This window comes from Methylobacterium sp. C1, from assembly GCF_001854385.1.
Lineage (GTDB): Bacteria > Pseudomonadota > Alphaproteobacteria > Rhizobiales > Beijerinckiaceae > Methylobacterium > Methylobacterium radiotolerans.
In genome coordinates this window covers 966950-988584 of the sequence record NZ_CP017640.1, presented here as the reverse complement: position 1 = coordinate 988584, position 21635 = coordinate 966950, and the positions used below count along the sequence as shown (strand labels likewise).

Below are 21635 nucleotides of genomic sequence, written 5' to 3'. Positions count from 1 at the left end.
CGGCGCGCGTCGCCGCGCGGCGCAGAAGGCACCGATCCCGCGGCGCTCGTCCCGAACTGCCGCAGCCCCATCGATCTAAGATTCGCCCGCACTCTACAGTGCGGCGGAATCGCCCCGGAAGGGGAACGAAGCGTGGCTTTGGGCGAAGTCGGCATAATCAGCCGTTAACGACACACAGAAGACACAGTTCGATTCGGCCGTCGGCGGTTGACAAACGAGAAAGCCCGGCGCAGCACGCCGGGCTCTCGGATCGTCCGATCGGACCTCTCCGCCGGATCGCGGCGGCGCGGTGCTGACCCCGGGAACGGGGCCGTCCGCGCCGTCGCCGATGCGGGCTCAGTAGCGGTAGTGCTCGGGCTTGAACGGGCCGCTCTCGGAGACGCCGATATAGGCGGCCTGATCGGGGCGGAGCTTCGAGAGCTTCACGCCGATCTTCTCCAGGTGCAGGGCCGCGACCTTCTCGTCGAGCGTCTTCGGCAGGGTGTAGACCTGCTTCTGGTACTTGCCCGGGTTGGACCACAGCTCGATCTGGGCCAGCGTCTGGTTGGTGAACGAGGCCGACATCACGAAGGACGGGTGACCGGTCGCGTTGCCGAGGTTCACCAGGCGGCCCTCCGACAGGAGGATGATCCGGTGGCCGTCCGCGAAGGTGATCTCGTCCACCTGCGGCTTGATGTTCGACCACTTGAGGTTCTTCAGGCCGGCGACCTGAATCTCGTTGTCGAAGTGGCCGATGTTGCAGACGATCGCCCGGTCCTTCATCGCCCGCATGTGGTCGATGGTGATGATGTCCTTGTTGCCCGTGGCGGTGACGAAGATGTCGGCGCGCGGCGCGGCATCCTCCATGGTCACGACCTCGTAGCCCTCCATGGCGGCCTGGAGCGCGCAGATCGGGTCGATCTCCGACACGAGCACGCGGCAGCCGGCGTTGCGCAGGGACGCGGCCGAGCCCTTGCCCACGTCGCCGAAGCCCGCGACCATCGCGACCTTGCCGGCCATCATCACGTCGGTGCCGCGGCGGATGCCGTCGACCAGCGACTCCTTGCAGCCGTACAGGTTGTCGAACTTCGACTTGGTGACCGAGTCGTTCACGTTGATCGCCGGGAAGAGCAGCTTGCCCTCCTTGGCCAGCACGTAGAGGCGGTGGACGCCCGTGGTCGTCTCCTCGGAGACGCCCTTGATGCTGTCCGCGAGGCCCGCGAACCAGCCCTTCGGCTTCTCGGCGAGCTTGCGCTTGAGGAGCGCGAAGAAGACCTCCTCCTCCTCGCTCGCCGGCTTGTCGAGGAACGCGGTGTCGCCGTTCTCGGCGCGCAGGCCGAGATGGACGAACATGGTCGCGTCGCCGCCGTCGTCGAGGATCATGTTCGGCATGCCGCCGTCGTGCCAGTCGAACAGGCGCGAGGTGTAGTCCCAGTACTCCTCCAGGGTCTCGCCCTTCACGGCGAAGACCGGGATGCCGGCGGCCGCGATGGCGGCGGCGGCGTGGTCCTGGGTCGAGTAGATGTTGCAGGAGACCCAGCGGATGTCGGCGCCGAGCGCCTTCAGGGTCTCGATCAGCACGGCGGTCTGGATCGTCATGTGCAGCGAGCCGGCGATCTTCGCGCCCTTCAGGGGCTGCGCGGCGCCGTACTCCTCGCGGACCGCCATCAGGCCCGGCATCTCCGTCTCGGCGATCGAGATCTCCTTCCGGCCGTAATCGGCCAGCCCGATATCCTTGACGATGTAATCCTTGGCCATGAGTCGATGGCTCCGTGTTCGCGTTGCGGGTCGGGGCAACCCCTATCACCGCGCGGCCTACGAAGCAATCAAGACATAAAGATGTCTTTATGCGTTCTGTTCGGCGGGGCGGCCGCGCGAACGCCCGCCCCGCTCCGGATCAGGTCCCGTCCGCCGCTCAGCGGGCCGGCCGCGCCAGCCACCCGAGGCCGAACGCGACGGCGGCCACGAGGGCGAGGGTCGTGCCGCGGTTCTCGTCCGCGCGCGCCGCGAGGGTGCGGCCGTGGCGCACGGCCTGCGCGCGGTAGTGCTGGCCGCGCTCGAGCGCCTCGTCCGCCAGGGCGTGCCCGCGCTCGCTGACGTCGCGGAACCGGGTGCGGCCCTCCTCGATGAGGTGCTCGCCGCCGTGGCGCAGGTCGCGGACCGTGTCCCGGGCCTCGCCGTAGGCGTACTGGGCGGCGCCGGCGGCCTGATCGTAGGCGCCGTCGAGCTGGTCGGCGGCCCGGCCGCGCACCGCGCCCGCAGCCGTCTTGATCCGGCCGTGCAGATGGCGGACGCCGCCCTCGAGATGATCCCTGTTCATGCTGTCTCTCCAATCCGGCGCGCAGCCCGGGGGCGCGACGCCTGCGTCGGGGCGGAACGATGGCGGAAGGCTCCGGTTCCCGGCGGCGCGGCAGAGCGGCCTCAAGTTTTCGTGCGTCGGCGCGCCCGTGCCGGAAACAGGTCCGGACCGGCGCGACGTCACCGGCCGCGGCGTCGCCAATCGCCGGGCGCTGATCGAGGCATATCGCGGCTGAGCCGGCGCTCCGATCTCTCGGCACCACTCGGCCTGTTCTCGACCGCGCCGCGGCGGTGACTTGCCGGGCGGCGGGAATGTCTGCGGCGGAGGTCTAGATCTCGATCTCGGTCCCGACCTCCACGACCTGCCGGGTCGGCACCCCGAAGAAGGCGCCGGTGCGCTCGGCGTTGCGCTGCATGAAGGCGAACAGGTTCTCCCGCCAGGGCGCCATGCCGCGCTTGTCCCGGCGCGGGATGATCGTCTCGTGCCCGACGAAGACGGTCATGTCGTCGAGGACGTGCGGCGGCAGGTGGCGCGATTCGACCGCGCAGGCCAGCCCCTCGGGGATCGAGGCCTCCTCCATGAAGCCGTAGCGCAGGATCACCCTGTAGAAATCCGGCGCCAGGATCGTCACGTGGGCGCGCCGGTCCCGCGGGACGGTGGGCGTCTCCTCGTAGAGCGCCGTGATGATCAGGATGCGCTCCATCAGGGCGTGGTTGCGCTCCACGAAGCGCGAGAGATGCAGCGGGATGCCGTGCTCGGCCGCCGAGAGGAACGCCGCCGTGCCCGGCAGCCGCAGCAGGTCGCGGTGCTGGAGACCGCCGAGGAAGACGTCCTCCGGCAGGCGCAGCGCGGCCCTCGCCTCCTCGACCAGCTCGTTCCCCTTCTTCCAGGTCAGCATCATCGCGGCGACGAGACCGGCGAGCACCAGGGGAAACCACCCGCCTTCCAGGATCTTCACGCTGTTGGCGGCGAAGAACACGAGGTCGATGCCGAGGAAGAAGCCGTTGACCGCGAAGACCAGGAGCGGGTTATAGCCCCAGCGGAGCGCGATCAGCGCGGCGAGCAGCGTCGTGATGCCCATCAGCATCGAGACCGCGATACCGTAGGCGCCGGCGAGCGCGTCGGAGGAGCCGAACACCACCACGGCCGTCAGCGTCGCCGCGGCGAGCAGCCAGTTCACCGCCGGCACGTAGATCTGCCCGCGCTCGTCGTGCGCCGTCTGGACGATGCGCATGGCCGGCAGGAAGCCGAGCTGGACCGATTGCTGTGTCAGGGAGAAAACGCCCGAGATGATCGCCTGCGAGGCGATGATGGTCGCCATCGTGGCGAGCGCGACGAGGGGCAGATGGCCCCAGTCGGGGCTGAGGCGGAAGAACGGGTTCTCCAGGGCGTCGGGCGCGGCGATCAGCAGGGCGCCCTGGCCGAAATAGTTAAGCACCAGCGCGGGCAGGACCAGCACGAACCAGGCGACGCGGATCGGCAGGGCACCGAAATGGCCGAGATCGGCGTACATCGCCTCGCCCCCGGTCACCGCCAGGAACGCCGCGCCCAGCATCGCGAAGCTGACGTGCCAGCCGGCGTGGAGCATGAAATCGACGGCCCGGACCGGGTTGGCCGCCGACAGGATCCCGGGCTCGGCGACGATGCCGGAGATCCCGAGGAGCCCCAGGACGGCGAACCAGACGAGCATGACGGGTCCGAAGACCCGGCCGATGGCGGCCACGCCCTTGTGCTGGACGAGGAACAGCCCGACCAGGATGGCGAGGGTGATCGGCACGACGTACGGGCCGAGTGACGGCGCGTCGACCTTCAGCCCCTCGATCGCCGACAGGACCGAGATCGCCGGCGTGATCGCGCCGTCGCCGTAGAGCAGGGCCGCGCCGACCAGCCCGACCACCAGGAGCAGCGCCTTCCACGTGCCCGGCCGGGCCTGACGGGCGCCGAGCAGCGCCAGCATGGCGACGATGCCGCCCTCGCCGCGGTTGTCGGCCCGCAGGATCAGCACCGCGTATTTCAGCGACACGATCAGGATCAGCGCCCACAGGATCAGCGACACCGCGCCCGTGGCGGCTGCCGGCACCGAGGCGCCGCCCGCGGTCGCCGCCTTCACCGCCTCCTTGAACGCGTAGAGCGGGCTCGTGCCGATGTCGCCGTACACGACGCCCAGCGCGCCGAAAACGAGGGCCGGCCGGAGCCTGTCGCGCGCCGTCTCGGCGTCGACCGCGCCCGTATCGGATCGGGGACTCGCCGCCGGCGCAAGGGTCTGACTCACCGCAGGGCCTCCAAGGGCATCACCCGGCCGAGACGATTCGAGCGCCGGGTTCGACGCCGCAGCGGTAAAGCTAGGGGCAGCGGTCGCGCCGTCCAGCAACGGCGCGGCAGGCCATCAGATCAGGGCGGCCAGGTCATCCGGGCAGGCCTCGCCGCGACGCAGGCAGGCGACGGGCGCCCCGGCGTGCCGGGCGATGGCGGTGGCCACGGTCGCGGCGGGCGCCGGCGCGTCCGGGCTCTCGCTGACCACTACGGCGCGCAGCGCCACGCCGTGGAAGCGCAGGGTCTCGCAGGCGGTGAGCGCGTGGCTGATCGCCCCGAGATAGCTCCCGGACACGAGCAGCGCCGGGAGGCCGAGGGCCCGGAGCCAGTCGAGGCCGGTGGCGGCCCCGGTGACCGGGCTCATGAGGCCGCCGACGCCCTCGATCAGCAGGGTGCCCTCCGTGCGGGCGATCTCATCCCGGCACCAGCCGACGAGGTCGGCTAGGTCCAGGGATCGCCCCTCCAGCACGGCGGCCTGATCGGGCGAGAGCGGTGCCGAGAACCGCCAGGGCGAGCAGGCCTCCACGGCCTCCTCGTCCAGGGCGAGGCCCTGCGCGTCCAGCAGCCGGGCGGTGTCGCTCTCGATGAAGCCGGGATCGCTCAGCGGCGGGACACCGCTCGCGAGCGGCTTCACCGTCCGGACCGCCCGACCCTGCGCCCGCAGGCTGCGGGTCAGGGCGGCGGTGACGTAGGTCTTGCCGATCTCGGTGCCGGCCCCGGCGATGAACAGCGCCCGCGCGGTCATCCCCGCCGCGATCCCCGCCTCAGGCCTGGAGGCTGCCGTGGCAGTGCTTGTACTTCTTGCCCGAGCCGCAGGGGCACGGCTCGTTGCGGCCGACGCGGCCCCAGGTGTTGGCGTCGGTCGGGTCACGCTCCAGCACCGCCCCGTCGGCCGCGAGGCCCTGGGCGGCGAAGCCGTAGGCCGGGCCCCCGCCGCCGTCGCTGCCCGAGCCGAAGCCGGCGTAGTCCATCTCGTTCTCGCCGGTGACCGGGTCGAGATGCTGGGCGAACATCGGCGGCAGCGCCGGACCGCCGGCCGGGAACTCCGCCGGCGGCTCCTGCAGCATGATCTCGACCCGCGAGAGCTGCGCGGTGACCTGCTCGCGCAGGGCGGTCACGAGCCCGTTGAACAGGTCGAAGGCCTCGGACTTGTACTCGTTCAGCGGGTCCCGCTGGGCGAAGCCGCGCCAGCCGATCACCTGCCGGAGGTGGTCCAGCGTCACGAGGTGCTCGCGCCAGAGATGGTCGAGCGTCTGGAGCAGGACCTGCTTCTCGATGTAGGCCGTGACTTCGGCGCCGTTCTTCTCCGTCCGCTCGGCGTAGGCTGTCTCGGCCGCCTTCAGCAGGCGCTCGCGCATCTCCTCGTCGGCGATGCCCTCCTCCTTGGCCCAGTCCTCGACCGGCACGTCGAGATTGAGGATCTCCTTCACCTGCTCGCGCAGGCCGGCGACGTCCCACTGCTCGGCGTAGGCGTTCTCCGGGATGTGCCGGGCGACGAGGTCGTCGATCACGCCCTCGCGCATCTCGTCCACGGTCTCGCGGACGCTGTCCTGGCCCATGAAGTCGCGGCGCTGCTCGAACACGACCTTGCGCTGGTCGTTCATGACGTTGTCGTACTTGAGCACGTTCTTGCGCATGTCGAAGTTGCGCGCCTCGACCTTCTGCTGCGCCTTCTCGATCGCCTTGTTGATCCAGGGGTGGATGATCGCCTCGCCCTGCTCGAGGCCGAGCTTCTGCAGCATCCCGTCCATGCGGTCGGAGCCGAAGATGCGCATCAGGTCATCCTGAAGCGACAGGTAGAACTTCGAGCGGCCGGGATCGCCCTGACGCCCGGAGCGGCCGCGGAGCTGGTTGTCGATGCGCCGCGATTCGTGGCGCTCGGTGCCGATGATGTAGAGGCCGCCCGGCAGGTCCTTCTTCCGGCCCGCCGCCGGATCGGCCGGCTCGCCCGAGGCCAACACCTTGGTCCGGTTCTCGGCGATCTCGGCCTTGATCGCCGCGATCGCGGCGTCGCGCTCCGGACCGTCGGCGAGATGGCCCAGCTCCTTCTCGATGCGCATCTCGAGGTTGCCGCCGAGTTTGATGTCGGTGCCGCGTCCGGCCATGTTGGTGGCGATGGTGATCGCGCCCGGCACGCCCGCCTCGGCCACGATGTAGGCCTCCTGCTCGTGGAAGCGGGCGTTCAGCACGGCGAAGCGCTTGGTCACCCGGCCCTCGCGGGCGGCGGCGTAGACGTCGGTCAGGGCGTTCGGGTCGGAGTAGTCGAGCAGGCTGTAGCCGGCCTTCTTGAGCATCTCGGCGAGGTGCTCCGACTTCTCGATCGAGCCGGTGCCGACCAGGATCGGCTGGTGGCGCGCATGCGCCTTGTCGATCTCGGCGATGATGCCCTCGTACTTCTCGCCGACGGTCCGGTAGACCTCGTCGTCCTCGTCGACGCGCTCGACCTCCTTGTTGGTCGGGATGTCGACCACGTCGAGCTTGTAGATCTCGGCGAACTCGTCGGCCTCGGTCGAGGCGGTACCGGTCATGCCGGCCAGCTTCTTGTACAGGCGGAAGTAGTTCTGGAAGGTGATCGACGCGAGCGTCTGGTTCTCGGGCTGGATCGTGACCCGCTCCTTCGCCTCCAGCGCCTGATGCAGGCCTTCCGAGTAGCGCCGGCCCTGCATCATGCGGCCGGTGAACTCGTCGATGATCACCACCTCGTCGTTCTTGACGATGTAGTCCTTGTCGCGGGTGAACAGCGTGTGGGCGCGCAGCGCCTGGTTCACGTGGTGGACGAGCGTCACGTTGTGGGCGTCGTAGAGGTCGCCCTCCTTCAGGAGGCCCGCCTCGCGCATCGCCTCCTCGATGAATTCGTTGCCCTCCTCGGTCAGCGAGACGGTGCGCTGCTTCTCGTCGAGGTCGTAGAACTCCTTGCGCAGGCGCGGCATCAGCGCGTCCACCGCCACGTAGAGTTCCGACCGGTCGTCCACCGGGCCCGAGATGATCAGCGGCGTGCGCGCCTCGTCGATCAGGATCGAATCGACCTCGTCGACGATCGCGAAGTTGTGCCCGCGCTGCGCCAGCTGGGACAGCTCGTACTTCATGTTGTCGCGCAGGTAGTCGAAGCCGTACTCGTTGTTGGTGCCGTAGGTGATGTCGCAGGCATAGGCCTCCTTGCGCTGCGCATCGTCGAGGCCGTGCACGATCGTGCCGACGCTGAGGCCCAGGAACCGGTAGACCTGACCCATCCACTCGGCGTCGCGCGAGGCGAGGTAGTCGTTCACCGTGACGACGTGGACGCCCTTGCCCTCCAGGGCGTTGAGGTAGACCGGCAGCGTCGCCACCAGGGTCTTGCCCTCGCCGGTCTTCATCTCGGCGATGCCGCCCTCGTGGAGCACCATGCCGCCGATGAGCTGCACGTCGAAGTGGCGCTGGCCGAAGACGCGCTTGGCCGCCTCGCGGACGGTGGCGAAGGCCGGCACGAGGATGTCGTCGAGGCTCTTGCCGTTGGCGAGTTCGGCCTTCAGCATGTCGGTGCGGGCGCGCAGGGCCTCGTCCGAGAGGGCCTGGATCTCCGGTTCCAGCGCGTTGATCTGCGCGACGCGCGGGCGGTAGCCCTTGACGCGGCGGTCATTCGAGGAGCCGAAAATCTTCTTGGCGATGGAGCCGAGCATCGTGGACCTGCGGACGCGCGAGCCCGCCCACGGGTGAGCGTGGCGGGCCGGCCTGGACGGAGTTGGCCGGGCTTATAGAGGTAAACATCGCCCGGCGCACCTGGAAGGGGCAGCCCTCAACGCATGCCGGTACGGTCACGGTTCCGGCACCGGCGAAATGGCCGCGCTTGCCTTCTCGCCCGACGCGGGCCACCTGTGCCGCGGCGCGACGCCCGGCCGATCCGGCGCGACGCCGAGACGTGAGCCGAGGACTTCGCCCGTATGCCGAACACCGCCCTTCTCCGGCGCGTCAGCGCGCTCGCCGTCATGATCGCGATGCCGGGACTGGCGCTGGCCCAGGCACCCCAGAAGGCCCCGACGCCGGCCGCCAACACGCCGGCGGCCCCCGCCGCGACGCCGGCTGCCGCGCCGAGCGCGGACGCGGTCGTGGCGAGCGTCAACGGCAAGCCGATCACCCAGGGCGACCTCGCCATCGCGGCCGATGACCCGGCCCTGTCGCTGCCCGGCGTCGACGAGGCGCAGAAGAAGAACCTGCTCGTCGACTACATGGTCGACCTCCGCGTCGGTGCGCAGGCCGCCGAGGCCGCCAAGATCGGCGACACGCCGGAGTTCAAGCGCAAGCTCGCCTATTTCCGCGACAAGCTCCTGCTCGACGACTACCTGGAGCAGGAGGCCAAGCGCGCGGTCACGCCCGAGGCGGAGCACGCGATCTACGACCAGACCGTCAAGCTGATGAAGCCCGAGGAGGAGGTGCACGCGCGCCACATCCTGGTGGACAACGAGGCCGAGGCCAAGAAGATCGCCGCGCGCATCAAGGGCGGCGAGGATTTCGCCAAGGTCGCCGCCGAGGCGTCGAAGGACCCGGGCTCGAAGGCCGAGGGCGGCGATCTCGGCTGGTTCACCAAGGAGCGGATGGTGCCCGACTTCGCCAACGCCGCCTTCGCGATGAAGGCCGGCCAGGTCTCCGACCCGATCAAGACCCAGTTCGGCTGGCACGTGATCAAGGTCGAGGAGAAGCGGACCAAGCCGCAGCCGACCTTCGACGAGCTCAAGGAGCAGATCGACCAGCACCTGATCCGCAAGGCGCAGCAGGACATGATCCTGAAGCTCCGCTCGGAGGCCAAGATCGAGCGCGCCGACGCGCCGCCGGCCGCGCAGACTGCGCCCGAACCGAAGAAGTAGCGCTCGGCGCCCGACCGGCGCGGCCCCCGGGGCCGCGCCCCGTCGTCAGTACGGCCGGTCCGGGACGAGGTAGCTGGACTGCGCCGGGGCCGGCTGGGGCGTGATCCCGAGGGCCGAGAGTTCGGCGCTGCGGCGCCCCTCGGCGATCCTGTCGAGCACCGCGATCAGCAGCCACGGACACGCGATGCCGATGAAGAACGCCATGTGATCCTCCCGCGCCGAACCTCTGGGCCCGCTCGGCTTGGGAGAAGAATAGGCGGGCCGGGCCGCGCCGCAAGCGGCATCCCGGCCGGGATCTCAGATCCAGCCCTGCAGCTCGCGGCGCACCACGTGCTCGATCACCCGCATGCCGAGGTCGCTGTCGTTCAGGCACGGGATGTAGGCGAAGCGCTCGCCGCCATTCTCCTCGAAGTAGTGGCGATTCTCGCCGTCGAGTTCCTCAAGGGTCTCCAGGCAATCGGCCGTGAAGCCCGGGGCGACGATCGCCATCCGCTTCACGCCCGACTTCGCGAGCTCCATCACGGTCTCGTCGGTGTAGGGCTTCAGCCACTCCTCGTTGCCGAAGCGCGACTGGAAGGTCACCCGCATCTTCTCCGGCGACAGGCCCAGCGCCTCGCGGATCAGCCGCCCGGTCTTGTGGCACTGGCAATGGTAGGGATCGCCCTTGAGCAGGTAGCTCCGCGGCACCCCGTGGAACGAGGTGAGGATCACCTCCGGCTCGAAATCGAGCTTGGCCAGACCCTCGCGGATCGAATCGGCCATGGCGGCGATGTAGACCGGGTCGTCGTGATAGGGCGGCGAGACGCGCACCGTCGGCTGCCAGCGCATGTCCATCAGCGCCCGGAAGGCCTGGTCGCAGGCTGTGGCCGAGGTCGCGGCGGCGTATTGCGGGTAGAGCGGCACCAGCAGGATGCGGTCGCAGCCCTGGTCCAGCAGCGCCTGGATCCGGCCGGCGACCTCGGGCTTGCCGTAGCGCATCGCCCAGTCGACCACCACGGACTCGCCCATCGCGGCCTGGAGGCGCTCGCACTGGCCGCGGGTGATCGTCTTCAGCGGCCCCTCGTTCAGCGCATTGTTCCAGACGCTGGCGTAGTCGCGGCCCTTCGGGCCGGGGCGCTTCGTCAGGATGATCAGGTTGAGCAGCGGCCACCAGATCAGCCGCGGCACCTCGATCACGCGGCGGTCCGACAGGAACTCCTTGAGGTACCGGCGCATCGGCCAGTAGGACGTGCCCTCGGGCGTCCCGAGATTCATCAGGAGCACGCCGACGCGGCCCCAGGCCACCTTCGGGTGGTCGGCCGGCAGGGCGTTCGCCGCGGGCTGCAGCGGTGCGAGGGGCCGGCCATTCGCCAGCGCGGCGGGTTCGACGCGTTCGTTCATGGCAGCGTTCCGGCGCCGCGCGCCGAGATCCTTCCTCTGGTTCCGATATCCGGCGGCCGGCGCGGACGCCTCGAGCTTGGCCGGAGCTTAAACCCCGTCGGGTGCGCCCCCATGTAGGGTGCGAAGCCGCCCGGCGAAGACCGGACGCGCCATGTCGCACCGCGATAGGCGGGACGCTCGACCCCAGTCCCTAAACACGGGCGGCTCCCGGCCGCAACCGCCGCGCCCGTGACGATGCTCCCCAGCCCCCTATCTGGCCGCGGAACCCGACCGCGAGAGACCATGACCGACACGCCCGTCGCCGACGCCCTCACCGCCTTCCGCGCCTCGGGTTCGCCCTGGCTGAGCCTGCCCTTCTTCGCCGGCGGGGAGGCCGACGCCGTGGCGGCGCGGGTCGATGCGCGAATCGCCGCGGGCGCCCGCGTCCTGCCGGCGCCGGACCGGATCTTCCGCGCCCTGACAGAGACCCCGCCGCAGGACGTGCGGGCCGTGATCCTCGGCCAGGATCCGTACCCGACCCCGGGCGACGCCAACGGCCTCGCCTTCTCGTTCGTGGGCTCCGGTCGCCTGCCGGCCTCGCTGAAGGTGATCCTGGCGGAGGCGGGCTCCGACCGCGCCGCGGGCGGCGACCTGACGCCCTGGGCGCGGCAGGGCGTGCTCCTGCTCAACAGCGCGCTCACCGTCGAGGCCGGCAAGGCCGGGGCGCATCTGCGTTACGGCTGGGCCGCGCTGACCGACGAGGCGGTGAGCGCCGTGTCGGCGCGTCCCGAGCCCGCGGTATTCCTGCTCTGGGGGGCCCAGGCGCGGGCCCGGGCCACGCTGATCGACGCGACCCGCCACGGCGTGTTCCAGAGCGGACACCCCTCGCCGCTCAACCGCGCCCGGGATTTTCCGGGCTCCGACCCGTTCGGGCGGGCCAACCGGTGGCTCGCCGAGCACGGGCGTCGGCCGATCGAGTGGCGCCTCGGCTGAGGCCGGCGTCGATCCGGAGCGCGACCGATCACGGCTTGGCGGGCTCGGCGGGCTTCGCAGGAGCGGCCGGCTCCTGGCCCGCGGGCAGGAGCACGTTCTTGGCCACCGTGCCCTCGGGTCCGTACTCGCCGGCCACCGCGAGGCAGGCCTGGTCGCGGTTCTGCGCCATCTGGTTCGACATCAGCGTGAACATGGTCTGCACCCGGTTGCCGAACGGCCCCCGCGGCTGGACGTCGCCGATCTGCACGTTCTGCTTCGCCAGCAACGCCTCGAACTGGTCGCTGCCGATCCGATAGCCGCAGACGTTCGAGGCCGCGAAGATGTAGGCGGCGAATTCCAGCGCCCGCGGCGACGGGGCGTTCCGGATCTGCGCCTGCGCCGGCAGGGCCGCGAGCGTGGCGGCGGCGAGGAGAGAGATCCGGGTCGTTGTGGGACGCATGCGCGGCGGTTCCTCGATCGTGGGCGGCCTCTGGCGGGCGGCCTCTGGCGCGCGGGACATAGGCCGGACCCGCGCGCGCGCCAATGCGACCGAAGATGCGGCCCGAGATGCCGACGATTCGCCCGTCGCCGTTCACGGCCCGTTGGCCATGGCGGCAGTCGCCGGCCCGCGCGCCGACGAAAATGCGGTCGTTTTTCGGCGGAACGCCGGCGCGTGAGAGAGTGTTAACCTGCTCGCGTCACGCCAGGACCTGCAGTGTGTCCAGATTCAGGCGGTCCGCATCGCATGTACGGCGTCCATTCCCCGGCGGCCTCCATCCCTCTCCCGGCTCGAGACGCCGACCGGCGCGCCCGGCCCGGCGCGCAAGGAATCGCCAACGCGGAGCGGCGTGTCGGGCCGGCCGTGCCGGTCGCCGCGATCTGTCCGCACCGCTTCTCGCGCTGGGCCTGGGGCGAGGGCCTGCGGGCCGGCCAGACCGTGGCGCTCATGGTGCAGGATCTCGGGCAGGCGGAGGCCATGCGCCTCGGCCTCACCCGTCTCGGCCTGCGCGTCGTCTGCCTCGACTGCGCCGGCCGTGACCGGGCGCTCGCCGACAGCCTCTCCGAGGCGGGCGCCGTGCTGGTGGTCGTCGATACCGCGCTCGCCGATGCCTATGCCGGCGTGATGGGTCGGCTCGACGCCTATCCCACGCTGTGGTGGAACGGGCCGGGCGCCGACTACGCGAGCCTCGACCTCGCCCTGGCCGAGCAGGCCTGACAGTCGGCTCATCGCGGAGGTCGGGCCGCGGCGCCGTCGCGAACCCAGAACCCGCGTGCTACCGTCCGGCGACGCGACCGGCCCGCCGCAGGGAGGCCGGCGCCGGGAGACGCCGCCATGACCGCAGCCCTTGCCACGGCCCCCGCCGCCACCCCGGAGGCGCCTGTGCTGCTGCGCAGCGACGCCGACGGGGTCGCGACCCTGACGCTGAACCGGCCGCAGGCCCGCAACGCCCTGTCGATGGCCCTGATGGGCGCGCTCCAGGCGCAGCTCGACGCGATCCGCGCGGATCCGTCCGTGCGGGTCGTGATCCTGCAGGGGGCAGGCCCCGCCTTCTGCGCCGGGCACGACCTCAAGGAGATGCGCGCCGACCCGTCCCGGGAGGCCACCGAGGCGGTGTTCCGCACCTGCGCCCGGCTGATGCTGAGCCTCACGCGCCTGCCGCAACCGGTGATCGCCCGGGTGCACGGCATCGCCACCGCCGCCGGGTGCCAGCTCGTCGCCACCTGCGACCTCGCCGTCTGCGCCGAGACCGCCCGCTTCGCCACGCCGGGGGTGCAGATCGGCCTGTTCTGCTCGACCCCGATGGTCGCCCTGTCGCGGGCCGTGTCGCGCAAGGCCGCCCTGGAGATGCTGCTGGTCGGCGACCCGATCGACGCCGCGGAGGCTCTGCGGATCGGGCTCGTGAACCGCGCCGTGCCGGAGGCGGATCTCGACGCGGCGGTGAGCGCCCTCGCGGCCCGGATCGCCGGCAAGGCCCGGCGCGTCCTGGCGATCGGCAAGGAGGCGTTCGGCCGGCAGATCGAGATGAGCCTGGAGGACGCCTACGGTTACACGGCGGAGGTCATGACCCGGAACATGATGATGGCCGACGCGCAGGAGGGGATCGACGCCTTCCTGGGCAAGCGGCCGCCCCGCTGGGAGCCGTGAGCTGGCCTCCTGGCGCGATACGACGCAGGCGGTTGTGCGCGGCGCGCGTAGGTGATGGCGCCGCCCTGCTCTAGGATGAGGGCCTGTCCGATCCTGCCGGGCTCGGCGCCGCAACGCGGAACGGCTGATGAGCACCATCGACCTGCTCGGTCTGACGCTGTCCTTCTACGGCACGATGCCGCCGCCGCGGCCATCGCGGCCGAACCGCAACGGTGCGACCTGGGCCGCCGCCGTGATCTTCGGCGGCGTCTGCATCGCGACGGTCGGGCCGATGATCACCATCTGGAGCTTCCACCGCCCCTACGCCGAGGCCAAGGCGCGCTGCATCGCCTCCGGCGGCCGGGTCCTGTACGGGGCCCTCGACGGCAGCGGACCCTATCGCTGCGAGCGGCCCGCGGCCGCGGCGGCCATTGCGCATCCGGCCAAGCCGGCGGATTGATCCGCCCGCCGCATGGGCTTTAGGTCGATCCGGCGCCCCTCGACGCGAACCCGGATAGCCGCACCTTGGAAAACGCGATCACCCGCTGGGTCCAGTCGACCGCCCTGATGCGGTCGGATGTCGAGGCCCTGCTCGGCTTCGCGCTGGCGATCGGCGTCACCCTGCACGCCCTGCTGCGCAAGCGCCGGGTCAGCGTGGCGGTGGGCTGGATCGGGCTCGCGTGGCTGTCGCCGATCTTCGGTACCGCCCTGTACCTGACCTTCGGCATCAACCGCGTCTCGCGCCGCGCGCGGCGGCTGCGGACCAAGCCCTCCGACGCGACGCAGCTGCCCGATACCGACGACGCCGTGGTGCCGGAGGCGCTCTGGCCCCTCGACCGGGCGATCCGGCGGATCACCGGCCTGCCGGCCTTCGCCGGCAACACCGTGCAGATGTTCCGCAACGGCGACGCGGCCTACCCGGTGATGCTCGCGGCGATCCGGGAGGCGCGGACAAGCATCGGTCTGTCGAGCTACATCTTCCGGGACGACGCCACCGGCCGCGAGTTCTGCGACGCGCTGGTCGAGGCGCAGGCCCGGGGCGTGAAGGTCCGCGTCATCATCGACGGGATCGGCGGCGGCTACTTCCGGGCGCCGGTCTACCGCCGGCTGACGGCAGCCGGGGTGCCGGCGGCCCTGTTCATGCACTCCGCCCTCCCCTGGCGGATGCCGTTCCTCAACCTGCGCTCGCACAAGAAATTGCTGGTCATCGACGGGCGGATCGCCTTCACCGGCGGCCTCAACATCTCCCACCCGAACCGCGTCGCCCTGAAGCCCGAGCACCCGATCCGCGACACCCATTTCCGGATGACCGGCCCCGTGGTCGAGCAGCTCGCCGCCGCCTTCGCGGCCGACTGGGCCTTCGTGGACGGCGAGATCCTCGACGGCCCCCCGTGGTTCGTCGACCTCGAGCCGTGCGGACCGAGCGTCGCCCGGGCCGTCACATCCGGCCCGGACGCGGACGTCGAGAAGATCGAGCAGGTCATCCTCCAGGCCCTCGCCTGCGCGCGCCGGTCGGTGCGCTTCGTGACGCCCTACTTCCTGCCCGACGAGCTGGTGACCGGCGCGCTCGCCCAGGCCGCGACCCGGGGCATCACCGTCGACGTCATCATCCCGCGGGTCAGCGACCACCCGTACATCGACTGGGCGACCCGGGCGCATCTCGATCCGCTGTTGCGGGCCGGCGTGAACGTCTGGCTCGACGAGCCGCCCTTCGACCATTCCAAGGCGATGGTGGTCGACGACATCTGGTGCTTCGTCGGCAGCGCCAACTGGGACATGCGCAGCTTCCGGCTCAATTTCGAGCTGAACGTCGAGATCATCGACGCGGACCTCGCGGCCCACCTCGACCGGTTCATGCGCGGCAAGATGGAGGCGCGGCTCAGCCGGGAGGATCTCGCCGCGCGCGGCCTGCCGCTCCGTCTGCGCGACGCAGGCGTGCGACTGCTGCTGCCATACCTTTGAACCGGGCGGGCGCGTGCGCCTCCGGCGCCGGGCCGAGATGGACGACGATCGGCCGGTGATCGGAGCGCCCCCGCGGCAGCACCGCGTGCGCGTGGCAGACGAGCCCGCGGGCGAGGCAGCGGTCGAGCCGCAGCGGCAGGACCTCGACCATCGCGTGGGTCGGTTGCCGCGGTCCGACATCGCGGAACCCCGGGATCAGCGCCGGGCCGACGATGTTGTAGTCGCCGAGCACGGCCGCCCGCGGCGGCAGCTCGCTGACGATGCGGCGCAGCTGGCGCCGGTTCAGCATCTGTCCGTGCGAGAGGTGGACATTGGCCACGCCGAACTCGCCGAGGTCGAGGATCTGGCAGACCCGGTGCACGAGGGCGCCGGAGGGGAGTGCGATGACCCGGGGCGGGGCCGTCCAGGGCTTCGGGCTCCACATGGCGAGCCCGTGGATCCGGCCCGGCAGGGGGGCCCAGGCGTAGTGGCCGCCGATCCGGTCCAGCAGGAAGCCGATGGCGCGGGTCGCCTCCTGCATCAGCAGCAGGTCCGGCTTCTCCTGCGCCACGAGGGCGGCGACGTCGTCCACCGCCGCGCCGGTGCGCCGCAGCAGGTTCCAGCTCACGATCTTGAAGGGCTGGTGCGGCCGGTCTGCCGGGCGGATGGGAGTGACGGGTGACGGTGCGGGGTTGGAGCGGGCCGGGCGTGCAGAAGGATTCATCGGGCCGGTCTCGTACCTCAACGCGCGGCGCTCCCGCCACCGCCACGCTCTAACGCGCCCGGAGCCGGGACGTTCGACCGGTGCCGCGCCGTGATCGGGCTTGCAATCGGGCTTGCCGTGATCGGAAAGGGGCCGCGATAGCGGTGCCGCTCGCGGACGCGCCCGGGGCCGATCTCTTCGCCCCACAGCGCATCGCAGGACGGTGCTTGAGGCGGACCCGGTCGGCGGCCTAAGAGCCGGCACGGCGCTGCGCCGGCCGCTCCGCGGACCGCCGCGTGCCGCCATCCACCGATCCCGTCCGGAGGCCATGACGGCGTTCAGCTTCATCCATGCCGCCGACCTGCACCTCGGCAGCCCGCTGGCGGGGCTCGCCGCGCGCGACGCGGATCTGGCCCGTCGCCTCGCCTCGGCGAGTCGGCAGGCCTTCGAGGATCTGGTGAGCCAGGCGATCGAGCGGTCGGTCGCCTTCGTGGTGGTGGCGGGCGACGTCTACGACGGCGACTGGGCCGACACCACGATCGGCCTGTTCTTCGCCCGGCAGGTGGCGCGCCTCGACCGCGCCGGCATCCCGACGATCCTCGTGCGCGGTAACCACGACGCCGAGAGCGTCATCACGCGCTCGATCACGCTGCCGGCCTCCGTGCACGTCTTCCCGACCGCCCGCGCCGGCACCCTGCGCCTCGACGCGCTCCGCGTCGCGGTCCACGGCCGCAGCTTCCAGGGCCGGGCCGTCGAGGAGAACCTCTCGCTGACCTACCCGGCCGCCGTGCCGGGCTGGTTCAACCTCGGGGTCCTGCACACCTCCTGCACCGGCCACGCGGCCCACGAGACCTACGCCCCCTGCTCGGTCGCCGACCTCGCGGCCCGGGGCTACGAGTACTGGGCGCTCGGCCACATCCACGAGTACGCGGAGCTGTCCCGGGATCCCTGGATCGTGTTCCCCGGCAATCTCCAGGGCCGGAGCGTGCGCGAGTGCGGCGAGAAGGGGGCCGTCGTGGTCGACGTCGCCGACGGTCGGGTGACGGGGGTGAGCCGCCTGCCCCTCGACCGGGCGCGGTTCGAGCGCGTCACGGTCGATCTCGGGGCGGTGGCCGACGCGCGCGGCGCCGTCGAGGCCGTCGAGGCGGCGCTTGCGCCCCTGGCGCCGATCGCGGCGCGCCGGCTGCTCCTGGTCCGCGTCCACCTCGCCGGGACGACGCGGGCCCACGACGCCCTCGCGGCCGACCGCGAGTCCCTGACGGCCGAGATCCAGGCGGCCGCGCACCGGCTGCACGAGGACATCTGGCTGGAGCGCCTGAAGATCGAGACCCGCCGCCCGCGCGCCACGGCGGAGCCGACCGGAGCCGCCATCGACCCCGCGGCCCTGCTCGCCGACCTCGACCGCGACCCCGAGTTCCGCGCGCGGGCGAAGGCGGCGCTGGCCGAGATCGGCGGCCGTATGCCGGGGACGGCCGCCGCGGAGGCCGACCTCGACGCGGAGTTCGACGCGCTCTGCGCCGAGGCCGAGGCGCTCGTCCTCGGCCGCCTCGGCGGCCGGCACTGCTGAGGCGCGCGCCCATGGACCCCCGATGCGCCTGATCCGCCTCGCCCTGGAGCGCTACGGCGCCTTCACGGACCGCACCGTCGCGTTCCGGCCGGACGCGCGCCTGCACGTCGTGCTGGGCGCCAACGAGGCCGGCAAGAGCACCGCCCTGGCGGCGGTCACGGACCTGCTGTTCGGCTTCGGCAAGACCACGCCCTACGCCTTCCTGCACGACATGCCGCAGCTGCGCCTCGGTGCGGAGATCGCCGCCGCCGACGGACGCCGGCTGTCCTTCCGGCGCCGGAAGGGCAACAGCCGCACCCTCATCGACGCCGCCGACACACCGCTCGCCGACGACGCCCTCGCCCCCTACCTCGGCGGCCTGTCCCGGACGGTGTTCTGCCGGGCCTTCGGGCTCGACGCGGCGAGCCTCCGGGCCGGGGGCCGCGAGATGGTCGACGTCGAGGGCGAGGTCGGCGCGAGCCTGTTCGCGGCGGGCTCCGGCCTGCGCGGCCTCACGGATCTGCAGACGACGCTCGACGCGGAGGCCGACGCCATCTTCGCCACGCGCCAGGCGAAGCACCGGACCTTCTACCAGGCGCTGGAGCGCCACGAGACGGCCCGGCGGGCGATCCGCGAGCGGGGCCTGCGCGCCGGCGACTGGCGCGCCCTGAACGACGAGATCGCCGCGGCGGCCGCGCAGCTCGAGGCGCTCCGGGCCGAGCAGAAGGCCGGCGCGGTCGCGCGCGCCCGGCTGGAGCGGTTCAAGCGCGTCCGGCCGATCATCGCCGAGATCGACGCGCTGGAGCAGCGCATCGCCGCCGAGACCGACCTCGTCGACGCGGATCCCGCCTGGATCGCCCGTCTCGGGGCCGCCCTGGACGCGTGCCGCGCCGCCGATTCCGAGGCGGAGCGGGCCGAGGCCGCGCTCGACCGGGCCCGCAGCGAGGCCGAATCCGTCCCGGTCGAGCCGGGGCTGACCCACCGGGCAGACGAGATCCTGGCGGCATTCAGCGGCACCAGGGAGTTCGAGAAGGGCGGCACCGACCTGCCCCGCCTCGAGGGCGACGCCCACAAGGTCGGGCTGGAGCTGGAGCGGCTGCGCGCCCGGATCGGCGTGCCCGACCTCGCCGCGCTGGAGGCCCGCCAGCCCCCGGACGCCGCGCGGGCGCGAACCGAGCGGCTGATCCGCGACGGCCGGACCTTGGCGGCCGCCGAGGAGCAGGTCGCCCGCGACCTCGCCGCCGCCCGCGCCGAGCGGGAGCGCCTCGCCCGCGAGGTGGAGGCGGCGGACGCGGCCCGGGATCCGACCCCGCTCCGGGAGGCGCTGAAGCCCCTCGTCCGGCTCCACGAGTGGATCGCGGCCCGCGATACCCTGGACGGCGCGGTCCGCCGGGAGGCGGCGCTGCTGCGCAACCAGGCCGAGCGGCTGTCGCCCCCGGTCCCCGACCTCGCCGCCCTCGTCCGGACGCCCCTGCCCGCCCCCGACACGGTGGCGCGCTACCGTCAGCGCCTGGAGGCCAAGACCCGCGAGCACGAGCGGGCCGCCGACCGGTGCGACACGGCCCGCCGGCAGGTCGCGGTCACCCGGGCGCGGCTGCGGGAGCGCGAGGCCGGCCGGCCCGTCGCCACCCGGGAGCGGCTCGACGCCCTGCGGGCAACCCGCGACGCGGCGTTCGCGCCCCTGGCGACGCTCTCGCGGCCGCGCGGCCGCCGTCGCCGAGATCGCGGCCTTCGAGCGTGCGCTCCTCGAGGCCGACGCGCGTCGCGGACGAGCGGGCCTCGACGCCGCCCGGGTCGCCGCCCACGCGGCCGACCTGGAGCGGCTCGCCGCCGAGGAGGCGGAGGCCGCGCGGGCCGACGACGTCCTCGCCGGTCTCGCCGCGGAGATCGCGGCGGGCGAGGCGGCATGGGGCGAGGCCTGGCGGCCCGCCGGCCTCGTGCCCGGGCCGCCGGCCGAGATGGCGGCCTGGCTCGCCGAGGTGGAGAGCCTGATCGAGGCCGAGCAGCGCCTCGCGGCGCAGCGGATCGAGGCCGACCGCCTCCTGGCGCGGATCGAGACCGCGCGGGGGCCCTTGGCCGACCTGCGTACCCGAGCCGGGCTCGACGCCGCACCGGACCTCGAGATCGCCGCCGCGCTGGACGGTCTCGAAGCGCGCATCGCCGCCCTGGCGAGCCGCTGGGAGGCCAATCTGCAGACCGGCGGGCTGCTGCGCGCCGCGGGACTCGCCGTGGAGCGGCTGGAGGCGAGCCTCGCCGAGACCGCTGCCCGTCGCGCCGCGTGGCGGGCGGATTGGGCGGCGGCGCTCCTGCCCCTCGGCCTCGACGGTTCGGCCGGTCCCGAGGAGGCGGAGGGCGCGCTGGAGGCGTGGCGAAGCGTGCCGGACCGGCTGGCGGAACGGGCCGCCCTTCAGCGCCGCTCCGCCGGGATCCGGCGGGACATGGAGGCGTTCCGGTCCACGGCGGCCACCCTGGTCGGGGCCCTGGCGCCCGACCTCGCGGAGGTGTCGTCCGCCGGCGCGATCCGATCGCTCCACGGCCGCCTCGTGGCCGCGCAGGCCCGCGAGGCGCGGCGCGCCGAGCTGGACCGCCGCCGCGACGAGGCCGAGGCGGCCCATCGCGCCGCCGCCGAGGCGCGCGACGCCGCGCGGGCGACGCTCGTCCGGCAGGTGGCCGAGGTGATGCCGGACCTCGCCGCGGCACCGACGCCGGAGATCGACCGGCTGTTCGGCCGCCTCAGCGCGCGGGAGGCGCTGCGCGCCGAGCGCCTGCGGCTCCGCGGCACCCTCGCGGGCGCGGCCGACGGGCTTCCCGAGGCCGAGCTGCGCGCCGGCCTGGAGACCTTGTCCCCGGAGGCGATCGAGGCGGAGCTGGCGCGGCTGTCGCTCGAGGCCGATGAGCAGGCCGAGCGCGGCCAGGTCATCTTCGCGGACCGCGACCGGGCGGAGCGGCGGCGTGCGGAGCTCGAGGGCGGCACCGGCGCCGAGCTGGCCCTCGCGGAGCGCAAGGCCGCGGAGGCGGATCTCCAGGCGGCGGCCCGGTCCTGGGCCGTGCTGCGGCTCGCCGGGCTGATGCTCGGGCAGGCCGTGGCCCGCCACCGCGCGGGGCAGCAGGATCCGCTCGTCACCCGGGCGGGCGCGCTGTTCAGCGCGCTGACCGGCGGCGCGTTCTCCGGCCTGGCGCAGATCTACGACGAGGCCGACACGCCGAAGCTCGCCGGGCAGCGTGCCGGGGGCGGCACGGTCGCGATCGAGGGCATGAGCGAGGGCACCCGCGACCAGCTCTATCTCGCCCTGCGGCTGGCCTATCTGGAGGATTACGCCGGCCGCGCCGAGCCGGCCCCGTTCATCGGCGACGACCTGTTCTCGACCTTCGACGAGACCCGGACCGGGTACGGTCTGGACGCGCTGGCCGCGATCGGCACCCGCGTCCAGCCGATCCTGTTCACGCACCACCGCCACGTCGCGGACATCGCCCGCGACCGGCTCGGCGACTCCGTCGACGTGGTGACGCTCTAGGGGGGCTGGCGGAGGGGGCCGATCCGCCCCCTCCCCGTCCGCAGC

General features: G+C 72.5%; 17 protein-coding genes and 1 pseudogene. 9 read left to right on the top strand and 9 right to left on the bottom strand.

Annotated elements, in window-relative coordinates:
• Window positions 1–336: 336 nt before the first annotated feature.
• The 5 genes from ahcY to secA all read right to left on the bottom strand — a co-directional run bounded on the left by ahcY (window position 337) and on the right by secA (window position 8247).
• Window positions 337–1737 (bottom strand): adenosylhomocysteinase, encoded by a 1401-nt coding sequence (gene ahcY, locus BKE41_RS04625; RefSeq protein WP_012317745.1) that lies wholly within the window; start codon window positions 1735–1737, stop codon window positions 337–339.
• Window positions 1738–1894: 157 nt separating this feature from the next.
• Complete coding sequence (locus BKE41_RS04620; protein WP_070998614.1) at window positions 1895–2299, bottom strand: CsbD family protein; 405 nt, start codon at window positions 2297–2299, stop codon at window positions 1895–1897.
• Between the two features lie 307 nt (window positions 2300–2606).
• Window positions 2607–4550 carry a KUP/HAK/KT family potassium transporter gene (locus BKE41_RS04615; protein ID WP_070998612.1) on the bottom strand — a complete coding sequence of 648 codons (1944 nt, stop codon included), beginning with the start codon at window positions 4548–4550 and terminating at the stop codon, window positions 2607–2609.
• 114 nt (window positions 4551–4664) lie between these two features.
• Window positions 4665–5336, bottom strand: a complete 672-nt coding sequence (gene bioD, locus BKE41_RS04610; protein ID WP_070998610.1) for a dethiobiotin synthase — start codon at window positions 5334–5336, stop codon at window positions 4665–4667.
• Window positions 5337–5355: 19 nt separating this feature from the next.
• On the bottom strand, window positions 5356–8247 hold the full coding sequence (gene secA, locus BKE41_RS04605; RefSeq protein WP_012317741.1) for a preprotein translocase subunit SecA: 2892 nt from the start codon (window positions 8245–8247) through the stop codon (window positions 5356–5358).
• Between the two features lie 261 nt (window positions 8248–8508).
• On the opposite strand from secA, the gene BKE41_RS04600 reads away from it, so the two are divergent.
• Entirely contained in the window at window positions 8509–9429 is a 921-nt protein-coding gene (locus BKE41_RS04600; RefSeq protein WP_029360420.1) for a peptidylprolyl isomerase, read from the top strand.
• A gap of 45 nt (window positions 9430–9474) precedes the next feature.
• Here the strand turns inward: BKE41_RS04600 and BKE41_RS31535 are convergent, their stop codons facing one another.
• A complete protein-coding gene (locus BKE41_RS31535) occupies window positions 9475–9633 on the bottom strand; it encodes a hypothetical protein (RefSeq protein WP_012317739.1) in 159 nt (52 codons plus the stop codon).
• Window positions 9634–9726: 93 nt separating this feature from the next.
• Window positions 9727–10809 (bottom strand): ferrochelatase, encoded by a 1083-nt coding sequence (gene hemH / locus BKE41_RS04595; RefSeq protein WP_012317738.1) that lies wholly within the window; start codon window positions 10807–10809, stop codon window positions 9727–9729.
• A 282-nt stretch (window positions 10810–11091) separates the two neighbouring features.
• On the opposite strand from hemH, the gene BKE41_RS04590 reads away from it, so the two are divergent.
• Entirely contained in the window at window positions 11092–11781 is a 690-nt protein-coding gene (locus BKE41_RS04590; RefSeq protein WP_070998608.1) for a uracil-DNA glycosylase, read from the top strand.
• Window positions 11782–11809: 28 nt separating this feature from the next.
• Here the strand turns inward: BKE41_RS04590 and BKE41_RS04585 are convergent, their stop codons facing one another.
• Window positions 11810–12220, bottom strand: a complete 411-nt coding sequence (locus tag BKE41_RS04585) for a hypothetical protein (RefSeq protein ID WP_012317736.1) — start codon at window positions 12218–12220, stop codon at window positions 11810–11812.
• A gap of 402 nt (window positions 12221–12622) precedes the next feature.
• Here BKE41_RS04585 and BKE41_RS04580 point away from each other — a divergent pair, with 402 nt between their 5' ends.
• The 4 genes from BKE41_RS04580 (at window position 12623) to BKE41_RS04565 (ending at window position 15847) form a co-directional block, all read left to right on the top strand.
• Window positions 12623–12976, top strand: a complete 354-nt coding sequence (locus BKE41_RS04580; RefSeq protein ID WP_234741342.1) for an AMP-dependent synthetase — start codon at window positions 12623–12625, stop codon at window positions 12974–12976.
• A 117-nt stretch (window positions 12977–13093) separates the two neighbouring features.
• The gene (locus BKE41_RS04575) at window positions 13094–13906 is read left to right on the top strand and encodes an enoyl-CoA hydratase (RefSeq protein WP_012317734.1); all 813 of its coding nucleotides are present in this window, start codon (window positions 13094–13096) and stop codon (window positions 13904–13906) included.
• A 127-nt stretch (window positions 13907–14033) separates the two neighbouring features.
• On the top strand, window positions 14034–14345 hold the full coding sequence (locus tag BKE41_RS04570; protein WP_070998605.1) for a hypothetical protein: 312 nt from the start codon (window positions 14034–14036) through the stop codon (window positions 14343–14345).
• Window positions 14346–14410: 65 nt separating this feature from the next.
• A complete protein-coding gene (locus tag BKE41_RS04565) occupies window positions 14411–15847 on the top strand; it encodes a phospholipase D-like domain-containing protein (RefSeq protein WP_029360418.1) in 1437 nt (478 codons plus the stop codon).
• On the opposite strand, the gene BKE41_RS04560 is transcribed toward BKE41_RS04565, so the two are convergent.
• On the bottom strand, window positions 15765–16550 hold the full coding sequence (locus BKE41_RS04560) for an endonuclease/exonuclease/phosphatase family protein (protein ID WP_179239977.1): 786 nt from the start codon (window positions 16548–16550) through the stop codon (window positions 15765–15767). The two genes, BKE41_RS04565 and BKE41_RS04560, sit on opposite strands and share 83 nt — an antisense overlap.
• A 307-nt stretch (window positions 16551–16857) precedes the next feature.
• Between BKE41_RS04560 and BKE41_RS04555 the strand changes: the two genes are divergently transcribed.
• From BKE41_RS04555 to BKE41_RS31955, 3 genes and pseudogenes are all read left to right on the top strand, one after another.
• Window positions 16858–18096: a DNA repair exonuclease gene (locus BKE41_RS04555; RefSeq protein ID WP_070998603.1), complete on the top strand. Its 1239-nt coding sequence runs from the start codon at window positions 16858–16860 to the stop codon at window positions 18094–18096.
• Between the two features lie 22 nt (window positions 18097–18118).
• Window positions 18119–18676, top strand: a pseudogene (locus tag BKE41_RS31960) (AAA family ATPase); the annotation flags it as partial.
• A gap of 1336 nt (window positions 18677–20012) precedes the next feature.
• A complete protein-coding gene (locus tag BKE41_RS31955) occupies window positions 20013–21590 on the top strand; it encodes a hypothetical protein (RefSeq protein WP_245295899.1) in 1578 nt (525 codons plus the stop codon).
• Window positions 21591–21635: the final 45 nt, after the last annotated feature.